Annotated in this window: 15 protein-coding genes and 2 pseudogenes; 4 read left to right on the top strand and 13 right to left on the bottom strand. The window is 38.9% G+C overall.

Features of this window, described 5'->3' with window-relative positions; all coding sequences use genetic code 11:
- Window positions 1–32: 32 nt before the first annotated feature.
- Window positions 33–2,171 carry a CRISPR-associated helicase/endonuclease Cas3 gene (locus tag A4V09_RS17445; RefSeq protein ID WP_065543457.1) on the bottom strand — a complete coding sequence of 713 codons (2,139 nt, stop codon included), beginning with the start codon at window positions 2,169–2,171 and terminating at the stop codon, window positions 33–35.
- A gap of 716 nt (window positions 2,172–2,887) precedes the next feature.
- Between A4V09_RS17445 and A4V09_RS17450 the strand changes: the two genes are divergently transcribed.
- Genes A4V09_RS17450 through A4V09_RS17460 form a run of 3 tightly spaced genes read left to right on the top strand, consistent with a single transcriptional unit; the run spans window position 2,888 to window position 6,223 of the window.
- Window positions 2,888–3,649, top strand: coding sequence for an ABC transporter ATP-binding protein (locus A4V09_RS17450; RefSeq protein ID WP_065543458.1), 762 nt, complete (start codon window positions 2,888–2,890; stop codon window positions 3,647–3,649).
- Window positions 3,650–3,661: 12 nt separating this feature from the next.
- Complete coding sequence (locus A4V09_RS17455; RefSeq protein ID WP_065543459.1) at window positions 3,662–5,245, top strand: ABC transporter permease subunit; 1,584 nt, start codon at window positions 3,662–3,664, stop codon at window positions 5,243–5,245.
- 3 nt (window positions 5,246–5,248) lie between these two features.
- Entirely contained in the window at window positions 5,249–6,223 is a 975-nt protein-coding gene (locus A4V09_RS17460) for an extracellular solute-binding protein (protein WP_065543460.1), read from the top strand.
- A 390-nt stretch (window positions 6,224–6,613) separates the two neighbouring features.
- On the opposite strand, the gene A4V09_RS17465 is transcribed toward A4V09_RS17460, so the two are convergent.
- The 7 genes and pseudogenes from A4V09_RS17465 to A4V09_RS25525 all read right to left on the bottom strand — a co-directional run bounded on the left by A4V09_RS17465 (window position 6,614) and on the right by A4V09_RS25525 (window position 10,644).
- Window positions 6,614–7,141, bottom strand: coding sequence for a VanZ family protein (locus A4V09_RS17465; protein ID WP_065543461.1), 528 nt, complete (start codon window positions 7,139–7,141; stop codon window positions 6,614–6,616).
- A 77-nt stretch (window positions 7,142–7,218) separates the two neighbouring features.
- Window positions 7,219–7,401, bottom strand: a pseudogene (locus A4V09_RS25520) (IS256 family transposase); the annotation flags it as partial.
- An 80-nt stretch (window positions 7,402–7,481) separates the two neighbouring features.
- Complete coding sequence (locus A4V09_RS24970) at window positions 7,482–7,922, bottom strand: hypothetical protein (protein ID WP_065543462.1); 441 nt, start codon at window positions 7,920–7,922, stop codon at window positions 7,482–7,484.
- 121 nt (window positions 7,923–8,043) lie between these two features.
- Window positions 8,044–8,988, bottom strand: a complete 945-nt coding sequence (locus A4V09_RS17475; RefSeq protein ID WP_065543463.1) for a DNA-methyltransferase — start codon at window positions 8,986–8,988, stop codon at window positions 8,044–8,046.
- Window positions 8,973–9,446, bottom strand: coding sequence for a hypothetical protein (locus tag A4V09_RS17480; protein WP_084043649.1), 474 nt, complete (start codon window positions 9,444–9,446; stop codon window positions 8,973–8,975). The genes A4V09_RS17475 and A4V09_RS17480 overlap by 16 nt, the downstream gene beginning before the upstream one ends.
- Window positions 9,447–9,541: 95 nt before the next feature.
- A complete protein-coding gene (locus A4V09_RS26885; protein ID WP_065543464.1) occupies window positions 9,542–9,736 on the bottom strand; it encodes a helix-turn-helix domain-containing protein in 195 nt (64 codons plus the stop codon).
- Window positions 9,737–10,059: 323 nt separating this feature from the next.
- Window positions 10,060–10,644, bottom strand: coding sequence for an IS3 family transposase (locus A4V09_RS25525; RefSeq protein WP_162291118.1), 585 nt, complete (start codon window positions 10,642–10,644; stop codon window positions 10,060–10,062).
- Here A4V09_RS25525 and A4V09_RS17495 point away from each other — a divergent pair.
- Window positions 10,580–10,972: pseudogene (locus A4V09_RS17495) on the top strand (recombinase family protein); the annotation flags it as partial. The gene A4V09_RS25525 and the pseudogene A4V09_RS17495 overlap by 65 nt on opposite strands.
- 296 nt (window positions 10,973–11,268) lie before the next feature.
- Here the strand turns inward: A4V09_RS17495 and A4V09_RS17500 are convergent.
- The 5 genes from A4V09_RS17500 to A4V09_RS17520 are packed head-to-tail and all read right to left on the bottom strand — an operon-like array spanning window position 11,269 to window position 17,298.
- Window positions 11,269–12,483, bottom strand: coding sequence for a CapA family protein (locus A4V09_RS17500; protein ID WP_065543466.1), 1,215 nt, complete (start codon window positions 12,481–12,483; stop codon window positions 11,269–11,271).
- Between the two features lies 1 nt (window position 12,484).
- On the bottom strand, window positions 12,485–13,915 hold the full coding sequence (locus A4V09_RS17505; protein WP_065543467.1) for a lipopolysaccharide biosynthesis protein: 1,431 nt from the start codon (window positions 13,913–13,915) through the stop codon (window positions 12,485–12,487).
- A 20-nt stretch (window positions 13,916–13,935) separates the two neighbouring features.
- On the bottom strand, window positions 13,936–15,219 hold the full coding sequence (locus A4V09_RS17510; protein ID WP_065543468.1) for an O-antigen ligase family protein: 1,284 nt from the start codon (window positions 15,217–15,219) through the stop codon (window positions 13,936–13,938).
- Window positions 15,212–16,252 carry a threonine aldolase family protein gene (locus tag A4V09_RS17515; RefSeq protein WP_065543469.1) on the bottom strand — a complete coding sequence of 347 codons (1,041 nt, stop codon included), beginning with the start codon at window positions 16,250–16,252 and terminating at the stop codon, window positions 15,212–15,214. Before A4V09_RS17515 ends, A4V09_RS17510 begins: the two co-directional genes overlap by 8 nt.
- 38 nt (window positions 16,253–16,290) lie before the next feature.
- Entirely contained in the window at window positions 16,291–17,298 is a 1,008-nt protein-coding gene (locus A4V09_RS17520; RefSeq protein WP_065543470.1) for a sugar-transfer associated ATP-grasp domain-containing protein, read from the bottom strand.
- Window positions 17,299–17,301: the final 3 nt, after the last annotated feature.

Raw genomic sequence — 17,301 nt, forward strand, 5'->3', positions numbered from 1 at the left:
TCCCGCTTTTGCTGCCTTCCATGTAAAAACACTTACCACAATAATGCATCTCCCCTCTCTGCCCTGACCGTCAGGCCTCTGTCATCGGTATAAAGTTCTTTGTCACGCAGTACATAAAAATCTGTATCTATATTTGTACACAGGGCATCCAGCATACCTGCCCCGTCCAGATTTTTAAAATCATTTTCATATATACTTACACAATACTGTCCCGCAGTCCTGAACAGCTCTCTGGAATGCTCTCCCCTTCTCAGGCGTTCCACAAGCTCCATTGCCTCCGGTTCTTTATCAACAAGGATTGTTTTTGTCTGTGACTCAATTATGTGAAATTCTTTTGCTGTGGCTGCAAAAGGGAAGTTAAAAGAAGGAATCCCCTTCTCAAAACTCTCTACAATATTCTTTATATCCAGACTTTCTCCCCGAAAGTGATAAAGCCTTTGAAAATATTCGTGGACCGCCTCTGGCGACGTGATATCCTCATATTTTTTTGTGATTTGTTTTGCAACAGATATAGGCAGCTTCAATTGTCTCGGAATGTGAATATCTTCGCTCTGCTCCAAACTAAAAATTATAGTCTCACTCTCATCTTTCTCCCGATTCCCTTCCCGATTACACCGTCCTGCTGCCTGAATGACAGAATCAATTCCAGCCAACTCCCGAAACACAGATGCAAAATCAAAATCAACGCCTGCTTCCACCAAACTTGTCGCGATCAGTTTACATGGCCTGCCATGTTTAAGATTCCTTGTTATCCTGTCTAAAATATATCTTCGGTGCTTTGGATACATGTAAGTTGACAGGTGATATATTTTTTCTCCCTTTAAGGATTCATACACTCTCTGGACTCGTTTCCTGCTGTTTAATATACAGAGTACCTGCTGCTTTCCTTCCAGTTCAGAAATCAGGGTTTCCTCCGAAATCTCACCAATATTCTTCACTTTCGTCCTTTTAAAAAAATCATATTGCCCCTTCACATCCGGACATATCTCTTCCGCCTTTATGAATTCCGGAAAAAACGGTTTCAGCGCAGGCTGTGTCGCGGTACATAAGACTACGGAACAATGATAGTTATATATCAATTCACTGATAGCTTGGATACACGGCCTGAGATAATTCACCGGCAGCATCTGTGCTTCATCAAAGATTATCACACTCTTGGAAATATTGTGTATTTTACGGCATTTGGATGTCTTATTGGCAAACAAGGACTCAAAAAACTGGACATTCGTGGTTACAATAACCGGTTTGTCCCAGTTTTCCGCTGCAAGCTGCATATCTTCAAGTTCCTCATCATTGTCACAGACTACATTACAATGATTTTCCAGCACATTATTTTTCCCCAGAATATCCTTAAATACCTGTGCGTTCTGCTCGATTATGGACGTAAACGGAATCACATAAATGATACGTTCTAAATGATGTTCTTTGGCATGCTGCAGGGCAAAGGTCAAACTCGAGACGGTCTTTCCTCCACCTGTAGGCATGGTGAGCTGATAAAGTCCCTGTTGCTCTATTCCCTTTTCCAAACATGCACGCAGTATGGCAGAGCGTCTTCCGTTTACTGTATCCTTATCATAATTTATCAGCCAGGAGGCTATATGCTTATATAGCCTGTCAAACAGTTGTTCTATAGAATCGTAATTCCCTCTGGAAATCTTCCCCTGCTTCATGAATCGCTCGGTATCCAGATAGTCTGCATCTACCAGGCAGGAAAAGAGCATGCGGATAAAAAAGGCCGCACTAAACCCACCTTTTCCTATCGGCTTCAACGGTGCATCCGGAAATGCCGGTATCTCAATCTCTGCCTTAAAGTCCTGATAATCTTTCAGTTCCTTTTTCATTCTTCCATAAAATGTTGCGGGTTCTGCAGGTGAACCTCCGTCAGGCAGACCTGAATGATGTCCTGCCACACAATATGCCTGCATGACATTACCATTGCGGAATAATTCCTGTGCCCCTGCAGTTGCATGATCTACTTTAGGACCTCCGTGCAGACGCTGCTGGAATTCCATAGAATATTTTCCGATATCATGCACTGATCCACAGCCATCTCCCCATTCCCCACAGTCAAAACAAGCAGCGAACATACCGCCCAGCTTTGCAACTTCTTTCGCATGTTCTATGATGGATTGTTCTCTTAATTTATCTTCACTTATATGGGCTAAATACATTTTTTTCCTCGATTTTTTCCCTCGGTTTTTATCACTGGGATACATTCCCATTATACACGATATATACATATTGCACAACATTTATTGTGAGTTATATATATATCACATCATTTTTACTATATTTACCTAATACGATCTCAGGGTTAAATATGAGACAGCCTATCGTTGCTATTGGGATGGTAAAACGATAAGAAGTGGCAGATTGATATTCTAAATGATTTCGGAAGCCCGCAGAGAAATAAAAAAAGAAAGCATAAGCCAGATAATAAAAATCTACTGCCGGGGAAATCACCATACGAAAGGAGAACTCTGTCCAGATTGAAAAAGATTTGAGGAATATGCCTGAAGCTGCCGTTTCATCCGGCTTTTTGCTTTTAGCCCGCTTATATAGATTTTAAACCAGGTTGATATTTAGAAAATCTATTTTATTTTTAAGTCTGAACATCACGCTGTCAACTTTTCAAGAAAACAAATCACGTTCCAGCATAGTCTGCACACGGTGATCCGTCTATTCCCGGTACGCTTTCCTTTGCTAATTCGTAATAACAGTAGCATGTAACAGTATTAAATGGTATACTGAAACAAAAAATAAAAGGATATGTGATCATGGCAGCTCATATAAGTCATGTAAGGAACTCTACCCTATCCCCACGAAAATGGATCACAACAAATCATAGTCAAAAATTTACGTCTTATTATACCAAGGAGAAAACCATATGGCTGAAAAATTGATAGTAAAAAATCTGGTAAAAGAATATGAGGGAGAACAAGTCTTAAAATCCCTATCATTTGTAGTGAAAGAAGGAGAATTTCTTAGTGTTCTGGGCCCCAGTGGGTGCGGTAAGACAACATTATTAAGAATACTCATTGGTCTGGAATCGCAGACAGGAGGGAAAATACTGCTGGACGGAAAAGATATAAGTAAACTTCCTGCCTCCCAAAGAGGGATGGGCATCATCTTTCAAAATTATGCTTTATTCCCCAATATGACCGTATTGGAAAATGTGGAATATGCCCTTAAGATCAGGCCTGAAACAAAAACAGACGCCACACAGCGCGCCAAGCGGACACTGGATATGATAGGCATGAGTGACCAGTTAAAAAAAAGGCCGCATCATCTCTCCGGAGGCCAGCAGCAAAGGGTGGCGATTGCCCGCACTCTGGCCTTAAACCCATCTATTGTTCTGCTCGATGAACCCATCAGTGCGCTGGATGTTGAAAATAAAGAGATTATGAAGCGGGAACTGAAGGATATCCAGAAAAAATTCCATTCTACCATGATATATATTACCCATGACCAGGAGGAAGCATTTTTTCTGTCTGACAGGATCATGGTGATGAGCACCGGAACCATTGAACAATTGGCTACCCCTCTGGAAATATACAATAATCCCGCCAATGAATACATTCAAAGCTTTGTGGTAAGCCATTTAAACCAAAAATACGAGTCACTGTCAAAATGTATCGGCAGATTATAGGACGGAGGAAGTATGAAAAACAAAACCTTTCACGGCCTGAAACTTGTTGTGGCCATATTTTTAATATTACATGTTATATGCCCTATCATTGCTCTGGCAGCCCATATTTCAATTGGAGATATCAGCGAGGTTATATCCAGTGCGCAGTTTGGGCCAATGTTGTGGAATTCTTTTATTTCATCTCTCGTGACAACTATTGTATCTGTATGTCTGGCATTATTGCTGGCTTGGTGTGTCAACAGGACAAGGATCCGGCATAAAGGTGTGTGGTCGGTTATTTTTACACTGCCTATGCTGATCCCCTCTATTTCTCATGGTATGGGATTGACATTGTTGTTCGGGGACAATGGTTTTTTCACTAATTTAACAGGGATAAACATTCACCTGTATGGATTGACAGGTATCGTGATCGGGGCAACGCTGTATTCCTGCCCCATGGCATTTCTGATGCTGACAGATATCTTTCAGTATGAAGATTTCACTGTATATGAGATCGCGGATGTGCTGGGATTATCAAAAAAACAGCAGTTACAGGCCATTACCCTATCCAATCTAAAAAAACCGCTGATCTCTGCTTTCTTTGCTGTGTTTACCGTGGTATTTACGGATTATGGTGTGCCGTTGATCGTGGGCGGCAAAATGATGACGCTTCCTGTATATATGTACCGGGAAGTCATTGGGCTGCTTGATTATTCAAAGGGGGGAATTATCGGCGTCATTCTGTTGATTCCTGCAGTCATTGCATTTATCATTGACTTGATGAACAAGGGCACAGGCACAAGCAGTACTATTACCAAGCCCTATGTGATCAGGAAAAACAAGAAACGCGACATTTTTGCCAGAATTGTATGTGCAGTGACACTTGTCTTGATCAGCCTGCCTATTGTAACGTTTATTATTTTGAGTTTTGTAAAGCAGTATCCGATTGATTTCAGTTTTACGCTTGATAATATAACGGAGTCCATGGATCTGGGGATTGGAGGGTATCTGCTGAATTCCCTGTTTATGGGGCTGACAACGGCTTTAGCAGGTACATTAGTTACATATTATGCGGCGTACGTTACTGCGCGTTCAGGGAAGAAATTTTCTTCCATGGCTATCCATTTGATTTCCTTGGTGTCCTTATCGTTTCCGGGTATTGTTTTGGGCTTGTCTTATGTGCTGTTTTTCCAGGGGAGCTTTGTTTATGGGACAATTGTCATATTGATCACTGTGAATATCACTCACTTTTTTGCGTCACCTTATTTACTGGCTTATAATTCACTATCCAAATTCAACGGTAATCTGGAGGATGTTGCATACTCTCTGGGAATTTCTAAAATGAGGATGCTGATGGATGTGTACATGCCCTGCACGAGAGGGACGGTTTTAGAAATGTTCAGCTATATATTTGTGAACTGTATGGTGACGATCTCGGCTATTTCCTTCCTGGCAAATTTCAGGAATATGCCTCTGGCCCTTCTGATCCCCCAGTTTGATTCTCAGTCAATGATTGAACCCATTGCATTTATTTCTATCTTGATCCTGCTGATCAATGTTGCGGCAAAGGGTGTGATCTATTTCCTGAAATTGTATTTTGTAAGGAAGGAGAATTAGAAGATGAAGAAGATATTGGCAGGATTATTGGTTGTTATTGCCGCATTGTATTTGGTCATAAATAAACAGGACAGTAATACACTGGTGATCTATTCCGCACTGGAACAGTATAGAAATGATGATCTGAAGGCTCATCTGGCAGATGAATTTCCGGGGTTAAATGTGCAGATCATGTACATGCCTACAGCTAAGGTGGCTGCTAAGGTGCAGACGGAAAAAGAAAGCTCTGATGCAGATATTGTGCTGGGGATCGAGACCGGATATATGGAAAAAATGAAGGATGCTTTGGCTGATGTTGTGGAATATTCGCGTTTGGATTATATAGACGGTATGCTGCCGGAGCATGGGAAGTATCTAATATGGGAAAGCTATGGCGGAGGTTTTGCGGTGAATACGGAAATCCTAGATAAGTATGGGATTGATGAGCCGAAGACGTATGAAGATTTGCTGAAACCGGAGTTTAAGAATAGAATCTCCATCCAGAATCCCAAATCTAGTTCTACAGGATATAATTTTTATCTGAATCTGAGGAATGTGTGGGGGGAGGAAAAAGCGTTAGATTATTTTGACAAACTCAATGAGAATGTAAAACAATACTCTGAGTCGGGGTCCGGTCCGGTGAAATTATTGATTCAGGGGGAGTGTGCTGTGGGTACTGCCCTCACATATCAGGTAGTTACAGAGATCAATAATGGGAATCCCTTAAAGATGATCTATCCGGAATCGGGGTCACCATATTCGTTAGATGGAGTCAGTATTGTGAAGGGGAAGGATGACAAGCAGGATGTTAAAGATGTGTTCGCTTATCTGGTGAATGACTATCTTGTTTATGATAAGGACCATTATAATCCCGGGAGGATATTGGAAGGACAAAAGAGCAGAATGAAGAATTATCCCGAGAATATTAAGTATGCGGATATGACGGGGATTGATGATCTTGAACTTCGGGATGAACTTCTTGGGAAATGGAAATATTAAGGGATATTGGGTGCAGCCCGGGCTGCCTTGGGGGGCCTGCACGTGCGTACATAATGGTGTAAAAGCACGTGTGCCTCTCACCCCTTTTTGCAGAATCCATAACTATTTAACCATTCAATACTTTCCTACAACATTCACTGCTACAAGCAATAGGCTATGTTTTAGTGCCTTCAGCCCTTATAACATCTCCTTGTATGATAGTGTACTGTATTGATTTGGTGGGTTATTGGTTTAGTGGATTATTGGTTTGCAGCTTATTGGTTTAATGGCTTATTGGTTGGAAGCTTGTTGGTTTGATGGCTTATTGGTTTGATGGCTTATTGGTTTGGCAGCTCCTTAATTCAATCATTTGCTGCTATTTTAATTTAATGCAGTAATTGAGCCGACAGTCTATTTTTTTCGTTTTAGAACCATACTCATTATTATGCATCCAGCCATACAGCCAAGACTGTTATGGACTATATCATCCCATTCAAATAATCCCCTGCAGAATATTAATTGGAAAGTTTCGATCATACCTGAAACAAGAACGCCGGCCAGCAGTCCCTTCCACCAGCTTAGCCTGCGGTTAAATGTTACCGGAAGCAATAGGCCCATGGGGAATAGTAGTATACAGTTTAGCAGGTTTTCTTTCATCAGTTCCAGACTGTGGTTCAGGAAGACTGCTTTCCAGGACCAGAATAGTTCCAGATTGTATTTCCGTTCCATTGGCATACGGGTGAATACTGTGGAACCGAATACGATGCCGAGGAAAAGAAGAAGGATCATGCCTGATATGGCCTGCGATAGTTTTATTTTTTTGTTGTACAGTAAATATAGTGCTGTCAGTAATGCGATGGTATATAGTATAGAAAAACCGATAACTTCACGGACTGTCCATACTCTGTTGTGGGTGATGAAAATTTGATATAAGTCCAATGTGGTATTTTGCTCTCTTTCATTGATTTATTATTTCTTATTATCAGGTTACCACTTAAATTATATGCAGGCAAGTAATTCCGCCTGTTTTCTGATCCTTTTGATCCGCGCTCATTATTTTGATAGCCAAAATGGCCAATCATTTCTCCTTAAAGCATGGCTTCAAACATAGGTCCAAATATATCTTTTAGGGTACTCTGCATATCCTCTACAGATTTAGGCTGGTACTGCCCCAAAATGGGTTCCTGCCAGTTTTCCATTGGATTTCAGATCTTTCTTTTTCCTAGCCACAGTTGATGTGTTCATCCTTACTGTCATTTAGTATTTTCCTTATGTCAGTCTACAAGGAACTACACGCAGACCACGAAACGGGGGCTGCTGACAACAAAACGGGCTGAACATCAAACACAGGAAAGTGCCAGATGTTCAGCCCGTTTTGTTGTCCGGGGTTTCCAAAGGGGCTTGCCCCTTGGCACACGACTTTGCTTGCGTAGTGTAGTGTGTTATACGCTCTGTCGGCGTTGCCGTGAAAATGCCGTTGCCGCTGGGGGGATATAAATACATCATATTCCGGTAATTGCCGTGCTTGGTATTTTGGTACTTCTACTTTGTCAATGCCATTCATTTTATCTACAAAGTTTTTATCATTTTTGATACTTGTTAAACAAGCAATAAGTTCATCATATGCATGTAATCCACGATGAAACAAGTGAGTTTTTATTCTATTACCCAATGCATGTTCTTTCAAATAATTGTCGTAAAAAATTTGAACATCATTCATCTAAATTTCACTCGGCTTATTGTATTCTGCAATATTAGTACCTATTGGTGCAGCATTAATTGGCGATTTTATATTTTTTGTTGGTTCTAAAAGAGAATCTAATTGTTCCTCAAAAATCATATTAACTCCTTCCTTTACTTAATTGATCTACTAATGCATATTGCCCTGACTCAATTAGCTTATTGCAGTATTTTCGCTTAACTTCTTCAACAAATTCATTTATTGCATCAGGATGGTATGCAAGGAACCACTTTATGTGATTTTGTATGTATTCAATACGAATTTGGGCATCGTTTAAATCATTAGGAACTCTTTTCATTCGCTCGTCAATGCTGTCAAATCCAGTAAAGGGAGAATTTAAGCGTTCATTTGTCATCTTTATGTATTCGGGATTATTATCTATTCCAATACCAAGTCTATCTGTTTGCTGGCATACTCTCAAAAGCGTGCCACTACCTACAAAGGGATCGAGAATAGTATCTCCTTTATTAGAAGATGCTAAAATCATTCTCTCATATAGGGCTTCCGGCTTTTGTGTAGGGTGTTTTTGACGGTTTTTATTGCAGTAATGCATATGAGAAAATTCCCACACATTTCCGGGATTTGCTCCTCGCATATTATTAACTGACCTATAAAACTTTTGAGGTACACGAATATCATCCAGATTAAAAACAAATTTTGTATGATGTTTTGTAAACAACAAAATATCATCGTGCCGAGGGGAAAACCCCTTTGTCTTTCCTGTGCCTTGTGTGTAATACCATGTAATCCAAGAATTGAAATACATACCTATTTCGTGCTCTAAAATTGAATAGATGTAGGAAATGTATCTCATTCCCATAAAGACATACAAAGAGCCGTTGTCACTCAATACCCTATGCGCCTCTTTTAGCCATTGCCTGGAAAATTCAAGATATTCATCAAATTCGAGATTATCTTGATTGGTACCATAGTCTTTATTTAAGTTATACGGTGGATCGGTAACAATTAGATTGATACTTTTGTCTGGTAGTTTTCGGAGTTCCTCAACTGCATCACCGCAAATTGCAATTAATTTTTTATCCATTTATTCTTCTTAGCCTCTCTATAAAAATCATCAATACTTCTCCGAGAACTGTGCAAATATTTTTGGTCGAGAAGTTGACACATTTCCCAAGTGGTACGATACTGGTATGTAACATAATGAATATCCTTAATTTGAATTTGCCCCGTTCCCAATGCAGGATTATAATTAATGTCTGTATCGCTTATAAATTTTAAATCATATGCATGATAATCTACAATGTCCATGATTCCATCAACAAGTCCACTTGTTCTATTTCTTTCAGAATAAACTCGATGTTTAATCGATAAGATAATAAACATAAAATCCGGATCTACTACAAACGCTGTCCTAATTCTTGCAAACGATGTAATATTAGGACCTTTCCCACTATTCGGAATATCATCTGCAGTTGCTTTTACATCTACATTACCCGTAAGAACTCGTCCGGACTTTCTAAATTGCAAAATAATATCTGCCATACCAAGTCGTTCCTGTGCTTCAACATTAATAAGACAATATTCATTATCCTAATGATCTCTGATACCTGAAAACACTTCGCCAGCCCAAGCTTCAATCATTGGTCCGGTACCTTAAATTCCTTTGCCACACCTATGAGAATATCACTACTGACTGTTCTCGTTTCGCCGCTGACAATCCGGCTCAACTGGGAAGCGGAAACGCCTATCTTCTCCGCAAGTTCCTTTTGTGTGATGTGGTTTCCGTTGCATAAATCAGAAATCCGCTGTCCGGGTGTTCCAGGTAAAGCCATAGATACGCACCTCCTCCGCATACATCCATTATACAGAATGATTGCAAAAATGCAACTTCCAAAGTGTAAACTTCATAAAATGCAATTCTCGCAAAATTCCGGGGATTGCATTTTTTTCGTGTAGACTTAGGGTAGTTCATCGATGGACAGCACCTTGAAAACAGAATGACCGTCCGAAAAGGAATACCCCGGCTGGGAAGCACCGCAAGGCCGGACTTCGGGACCAAATGAACTGCTACCCGTCAAGTGGACAATGAAATAATTTAGTTTCCAACGGCAATCGGTTGGCTTTGGCAAGCCAAGACTATGCCGCTAAGCACAACTCATATGATGCCCAGGCCGTGCTGGAGGCGCATGGAATTGTAATAGGTGATGTACTCCTGAATCATCCGGGCCAGCTCCTCCCGGCTGGTAAAACGTCTGCCATAGTAACGCTCACGCTTGAGGATCCCCCAAAAACCTTCCATGGGGCCGTTGTCGATGCACTTGCCAATACGCGACATACTCTGGGGCATGCCTGCCGCTGCCAGCTTGTCGTGGAACACACGGGTCGTATATTGGAATCCCCGGTCACTGTGAAAAAGGGGATGTGCTTCCGGGTTCGCCTCCACCGCCTGATCGAAGGTATCGTATACCAATGCGCTGTCGTTGGAATCCCGAATTACAAAGGCAATCACCCTTCTGTCGCACAAATCCAGTATGGCGCTGAGGTAAATTTTGTGCACCGTCGGGCCAGCGTAATACTTGAACTCGGTGACATCCGTCAGCCATTTTTCGTTTGGCTTGTCCGCATGGAAGCGGCGGCCCAGCAGGTTCTCCGCGGTATGCTGCGGGGCGGAGGCCCGTTTTGTTAAGAAGTTGGGAAAGCACAAGACGCTGACGGGCAGAAAGAAAGCGGCAAAAGCCAACCCGAAAATCGCCGCCCTGCAAGTGGAGCTTCTCCATGTGGACAGCGAGATTAAAAAGCTAGTGGACAGTCTGACAGGCGCAAACAATGTCCTGCTCTCTTATGTGCATGTAAAGATAGCGGAATTGGACTGGCACAAGCAGGAACTTGTGAAGCAAATAGCGGAGTTGACGGTGGAAGCCATCAGCCCGGAGCAGGTCAATCAGATATCCGGCTACCTCGACACATGGGACAGCGTATCCTTTGACGATAAACGGCGGGTGGTGGATTTGATGATTACCACCGTAGCCGCCACAAGCGACAGCTTGAACATTACATGGAAAATCTGACGGGCGGCACACCTCCCGTCAGACCGTTACCCTGTGTAGTCCCTTGTAAACTGCACTTTCCTAAATATTAACACATCCTCTTGATAGAAATAAAGTGCATAAGTTGTCTATTCAACTTACACACTTTATTTTACACTCCCTAAATTACCGCCCATCTTGCAATCCTATGCCCTCCACATAGCCACTTAAAGTTCAATCTAAGTATTATTGGCAAAACCCCAAATTCATACATAGTAATACTCCTAATATGTAATAAAACGTAATATAACCCCATATCCTTCACAATAATCTTGTCTTTACAAGAGATACTCTTGCATTACTGCTACGTTCTCTAACTGCATTCCTGTAATCCGGTTATAAACCCTATCAATCTCTTTTTGCAGTTTAATTGAATAATTGTTCTTAGCCCATTTTTCAATCGGATAAACAATAACTTTATGAGTATCGTCTTCTGCAATTCTTAAAATAGAAAATGTAACCTTTACTATTTTTTTACTGTGTTCATCTATGTATACATGTAATGCCATAGAATATTCTGGTAAACTATCATGAACAATATAATCTGCACTCACAGACAAATTAAAACTTCCTAATGAATACGCCGCAATACACTTTTCTAATACACGCGCCTTATGTATTACATGAGGATGGTTTCCAACAATTATATCAACGCCATTTTTTCTTAAAAAATCGACTATAAACTCTGAATACTCTCCTGGCACCTCATTAAATTGTCCTCCTATGTGTGGACATACTACAACTACATCCGCTTTTTCTTTAGCCCTGGTAATATCGCTTTTTACCATTTCCAAATAATTGTTCTCTATATCTCCATACTGTATTTTATCTATATATGGCTTAAAATAGGCAATACCAAGACGCAACTTAGTTCTGTTGATTAAACGGTTTATTATTCTTTTTTGTCTAGCTGTAAGGTGAGATAGTAAAAAACCCTTAAATCCTTTTTGATGCTTTGTATTATCTATTTGCTGCCTTAAAATCCCAACTAAATAATCATTATCATTGTCTAACACAACGCCTGTATTAGCCTCGTTAGTTCCATAGGTATATGATAGAACTGCCATTTTTAGATTGCCCATAGAAATAACTTTAATATTATCTCTATCAATTTGACTGGTATAAGTTCCAGAATGCTCTATACCATTTTCATCCAAAACAGCCAACGTTCTTTTCAAACCGGTTATCCCTTGATCCAGACAATGATTGTTTGCAGTTGTCACACAATTAATGCCGCCATCTTTTATTGCCTCAATCAGCTGATCGGGTGAATTATATAATAAAAATTCATTTTTAAAATCATTACTGCTTCCGGCACAAACCGTTTCAAGGTTAGCAATCACATAATCTGATTGAGCTAGAAAAGGTTTTACTTCTGAAAATACTTCTTTAAAATTGTATTTCCCTTCAGCTGATCGGGAACTTTCCAACAGAGGCCGATCACATGTTATATCACCCAAAAACGTAATTTTTTTAATACATTCTGTACCCATTTTACCCCTCTTTCCTTTTCTGCCTATTCATGCATCTTTGTATTAGATTACGTTTGCTGTATATGGTAATAAGGAAAGTAATTATCATTAGTAACAAAATCCCATATCTGAGCACTGGTAAGCTGTATAGCAATAAAGCAAGCGGTATACACAAAACGACCAGCCCCAGTCCCCCAAATATTATTTTCCGACTAAAGATTGTTTTATATCCCAACTTTTTTATTGTATGATAATGAATAAAAAATAATACAACATATCCAACTAAGGTTGTGTATCCAGCGGCAACATATCCAAACACAGGTATTGTCAAATAATTCAATGCGATATTTACAATTGCTGCAATCGTCGTTCCAATTGCCACCATTTTCATTTTCTTTTCATAAAATTCCACTTGCACATACATCGTATATGCAAACTGAAAAGCGCATCCAACAAGCAGAGAAGGCAACACATAAATCCCATCCAGATATTGTCTACCACCAAGAATCAATACAATTTCTGGTGCCGCTAAAAGGATTACAATCATAAGTGTAATAAAAAGCCCGAAATATGGTATTGCTGCCTTTTTTATTGCCTCTTTATTTTGTGCTTTCAAAGAATCAAGAAACCAAGGAGCCCACGCCTTATTCATAGAATCAATCAAAATAGCAACAATACTAGCAAGTATATGCGCAATACTATAGATAGCAGTGTATTCTGCACCAGCTAATTTTGTAATCATAATTCGATCAGACGAACTAAGCACCGTCATAGAAAGCAGGTGAGGGACTAATGGAAGGCTTAAAAGCAACCCATACTTATAATATGGCAAATAAACCTTTTTGCCTCTTTTGGCAACCAAAACATACAAAACTATTCCTATGAAAATATACGGCACATACTGGCCATAGACTCTGGCATCCAGCTTATTCCTCATTGTAATCACAAGAAACAGCGATAGTATACATGAACCGACAACACCAATACCTGTCAAAATTGAGAATGTCTTATATCTATAATGTGCTCTTTCAATTGTAATAAATACATAAAACCCTTGGGCAGTAAACAAATATATAAACAAAATAAAAAAATATTTCCCATCAATCCCCATAAGATTAGATAAGAAATCTCGAAATAACATTGTAACTGCAAACAAACCTATTGTTATAATAGATTCTAATGTTAGCATGGAAAAGGCATATCGCTCCAAATCATTTTCATAATCTAATTTTGCTCTAATAATTGATGTATATAAATCACATGCTGTTAGAATAAACAAGATGGAAACCCAACTGGTTATATTATTAAATTCACCATACTCTGCCTTTGTCAAAATACGTGCAAATATAGGTGTTGTAATAAAGGCAACTGACCTGAATGCAAAATTACTGACTGTATACCACAGGCCAGATTTCACAACTATATTTGCAGAAACTTTCTTTTCCATTTCCATCCTATCTCCATCCCTTACATCTATTTTCTATAATTCATCTTACTACATTTTTTTAATTGAAAATATTTATGGGCAATTGCAGCTGCTGCCCAGAATTCCATAACATACCATACCGACAATGATAAGAACAATTGGCAGGATATGGAGAAAAATATAATAAATAATTCTCTCCATTCTTTATCTTTACAAAACCCTATCATCCTTATGGACTGAATAATCAAAAAAACACATAATGCAATGCCAACTACTCCAAAACTACAGACCAACTCCAAAATTATATTATGAGAATAACCAACATAGTGAAGTCCATATACAAATTGTCTATCACCAAACACCCCATAACCAAATGGTCCACCATCCTGTATTGCAGCAATTACTCTTGCCCATATTAATGTTCGCCCTGAATCATTTGAAATCTCTCCACTTGACAGCATTTGTAATGTTCTTGATTCCAATCCCATTGATGATAGAACCTCAACAAATACAGATAACAACATATTTCCAAATAAGGCAAAAACAACTCCTATTACAACGATTCCTGCGATTTTAGCTGCTTTCCAAGATACATCTTTGCTATCTAAAATATTACTTATAAACATCAGCGCAACAAATATAATAGGTACTATCAAGGCACCACGTGATCCATTTGTTAAAATTGTGACAAATCCAATCATGCTCAGAATCAATGTAACCCAATTTTTTTCTCTTATATAAAAATATAACAAAAGAATTGCCGGAAGTAACATCTCATACCCAAATGTGAGGCTATAGGTACGTTGAACCGTCTGACCCAAAGAATTCACATCTTCCCAATATCCCCTGGACATAGCTGGCAATAATTCCACCAACATTAAATAGCTAAAATCCATATATGCAAACTTCTTCAATGTTCTTAATATGTCTTCCGGATTATCCAATAAACTAAAAAAAAGAAATGCATATATTGCACAGTCAGGTCTAAATACTCGGATAAGACCATAATCTACTCTTGTAAAATATTGTTTATATTCTGGATGATACATCAATGTTATTAAAAAAGTTGCAACAACTACTGCATATAGAAGCAAAAAAGATATATATATTCGACTTGTAATCTTCGGCATTCTAATTAAAAACAATATCACCGGCACTGATGCAATACACGATAATATAAAATTTCTAAAAAAGCCAGTATCAAACCCCATTCTGCTCAGTGTAAATCTCGCTACAGTCAGAAAGAATAGCTGAGACAAATACAATAAAAGCAGTCTGGAATAATAATCAGATTTACGAACTCTAATTTTTAATAATTTTCTATTATTCATGATAAATCTCTTCTTTTAATCGTTTTAAAAATAGTTCTACATCGCACTTTTTAGTGGCCCAGCTTGTTACCAATCGAATCCCAGTCCTTTGCTCATCAATTATACTGATTATCTCATAAGCAAACTCTTCATTTAACTTATCTAGTACGCTATTTTTTAGTATTGGAAACAATTGATTAGACGGACTATCTACAGTAAAATCAATCCCTAATTCTATTAGTCCTTTTTTTAAATGTTTAGCCATCTCATTTTGATGTTTCCCTATTCGCTCGTAAAGGTTATTGCTCATAAGTATTTCAAACTGCAGCCCTAAAAGCCAGCCTTTTGCCAACATTCCTCCGCGTTGCTTTGCAATATATCTAAACTCATTCTTAAGAGAATCATTTATTATAACAAGTGCCTCTCCAAATAAAGCACCATTCTTTGTTCCACCGATATAAAAAGCATCACATAATTCTGCCATTTCTAAAAGAGTCACATCGGAACAATCCAATGCACTTGCAAGTCTGGCCCCATCACAATATAAAAGAAGATTATACTTATCACATATCCGTCTTAATTCACGCAATTCATTCACAGTATACACTGTGCCAACCTCTGTTGTTTGACTAATATAGACCATACGAGGCTTCACACACAAAATCCCAGCATGATCCCAATGCTGCGGCCCACAAGCCTCTTCTATATCTTGTGGTGTAACCTTCCCGGCGCAACCTTTTACCTCAATACATTTATGTCCTGTGCTTTCAACTGCACCCGTTTCATGAATACAAATATGTCCGGTAGGAACTGCAATAATCGCTTCGTGCGGCCTTAAAAAAGCACAAGCCGCAATTAAATTTGTCTGTGTCCCACCCATCAGAATCTGAATTTCTGCATCTTCCTTTTTTATCTTCTTACGAATAAGTTTAGCTGCCCTTTCTGTATGCTCATCCCCAGAATAGGCAACATTTCCTTCTAAATTAGTTTCTATAAGGGCATTCAATATATCTGGATGTGCGTTTTCACTGTAATCATTTACAAAACTAATCATATCTTGTCCTCCAACACAATCTCACTCTGATAAGCTATTTATGTGCAATTATTCAACTTACGAATCCCCCTAAGGTATTTTTCATAATATGGCCATCTTCCTTCTTTGGTGGTTATTTGTTCGGCATCTGGATCCGCACCAGGATTACCTTCTACTAAGGCAATTTCATAATCATTTGTTATTACAATATCCCATCCAATATACCTCATATCCGGGAATTCAAGCGCAGCCTTTTTTACCGTATCCACAACCTCCTTCCAGATTGGAATCTGAAAACCAACGATTTTCTTTTTTGAATCTGGATGTAAAATGTGACGGTCATTATTTTTATCAACGCCCAATGTACATACGATCCCTGTAATTGGATCAATATATGCACAAATTCCTTGATGATGAAAATTATCTGCTATACGCCCTTTACGCCCAACACGCAAAAGCCCACCCATAATTTCCACTTTTCCATCAGCTCGAACAATCGAAACCACTCGCAGTGTATTTATAGATGTATCATTAAATTCCATCATTTCACTGCATTGCGTCAATGTCTCCTCGCACAATATTTCTCTTCTTCGATAATCCTCATACAATTTATGTAAATCTTCAATATCCTTGACAAAAACCTTTTCAACCCCAGTACCAAACATTCCATCTGGCTGCTTTGCAAAAAAGCTGTCTTTCGTCTTAATAAACTCGGCAAATTTTTCGTATGATGTATTCTTTACATCCATCCAATCCCGGTGTAAATAATTGAAAAATGCCTTGTCAAATTCCGGCTTTTGGTCAAATATATAACGATGTTTGGGATTGTTACATACTCGCATTATTTCTAATAATTTCCCATGAACAACATATTTTTTTCTCTCACGTCTTGTTTTGGAATAAAAATCATATTGGATATAATCTAACAAATAAACTCCATGAAACCGATACTCAATAGCAAAATCCATTAAAATTATCATCTTTTTTAATACAGATGCTTTCGGATCAATGTTTACCTCAACCTCTTTAAAAAGGCGTTTACATTTTTGAAACATAGTTTCATTCATAAA

It is taken from the genome of Blautia pseudococcoides (assembly GCF_001689125.2).
Taxonomy (GTDB): Bacteria; Bacillota; Clostridia; order Lachnospirales; family Lachnospiraceae; genus Blautia; species Blautia pseudococcoides.

What these genes read in the sequence shown, in the direction of transcription:
- A4V09_RS17450 (WP_065543458.1), top strand. Translation starts at nt 2,888, where the DNA reads ATGGCTGAAAAATTGATAGTAAAAAATCTGGTAAAAGAATATGAGGGA.
- A4V09_RS17520 (WP_065543470.1), bottom strand. Translation starts at nt 17,298, where the DNA reads ATGAATGAAACTATGTTTCAAAAATGTAAACGCCTTTTTAAAGAGGTT.
- A4V09_RS17510 (WP_065543468.1), bottom strand. Translation starts at nt 15,219, where the DNA reads ATGAATAATAGAAAATTATTAAAAATTAGAGTTCGTAAATCTGATTAT.
- A4V09_RS17475 (WP_065543463.1), bottom strand. Translation starts at nt 8,988, where the DNA reads ATGGATAAAAAATTAATTGCAATTTGCGGTGATGCAGTTGAGGAACTC.
- A4V09_RS17480 (WP_084043649.1), bottom strand. Translation starts at nt 9,446, where the DNA reads ATGGCAGATATTATTTTGCAATTTAGAAAGTCCGGACGAGTTCTTACG.
- A4V09_RS17445 (WP_065543457.1), bottom strand. Translation starts at nt 2,171, where the DNA reads ATGTATTTAGCCCATATAAGTGAAGATAAATTAAGAGAACAATCCATC.
- A4V09_RS24970 (WP_065543462.1), bottom strand. Translation starts at nt 7,922, where the DNA reads ATGAATGATGTTCAAATTTTTTACGACAATTATTTGAAAGAACATGCA.
- A4V09_RS17455 (WP_065543459.1), top strand. Translation starts at nt 3,662, where the DNA reads ATGAAAAACAAAACCTTTCACGGCCTGAAACTTGTTGTGGCCATATTT.
- A4V09_RS17505 (WP_065543467.1), bottom strand. Translation starts at nt 13,915, where the DNA reads ATGGAAATGGAAAAGAAAGTTTCTGCAAATATAGTTGTGAAATCTGGC.
- A4V09_RS17460 (WP_065543460.1), top strand. Translation starts at nt 5,249, where the DNA reads ATGAAGAAGATATTGGCAGGATTATTGGTTGTTATTGCCGCATTGTAT.
- A4V09_RS17500 (WP_065543466.1), bottom strand. Translation starts at nt 12,483, where the DNA reads ATGGGTACAGAATGTATTAAAAAAATTACGTTTTTGGGTGATATAACA.
- A4V09_RS26885 (WP_065543464.1), bottom strand. Translation starts at nt 9,736, where the DNA reads ATGGCTTTACCTGGAACACCCGGACAGCGGATTTCTGATTTATGCAAC.
- A4V09_RS17515 (WP_065543469.1), bottom strand. Translation starts at nt 16,252, where the DNA reads ATGATTAGTTTTGTAAATGATTACAGTGAAAACGCACATCCAGATATA.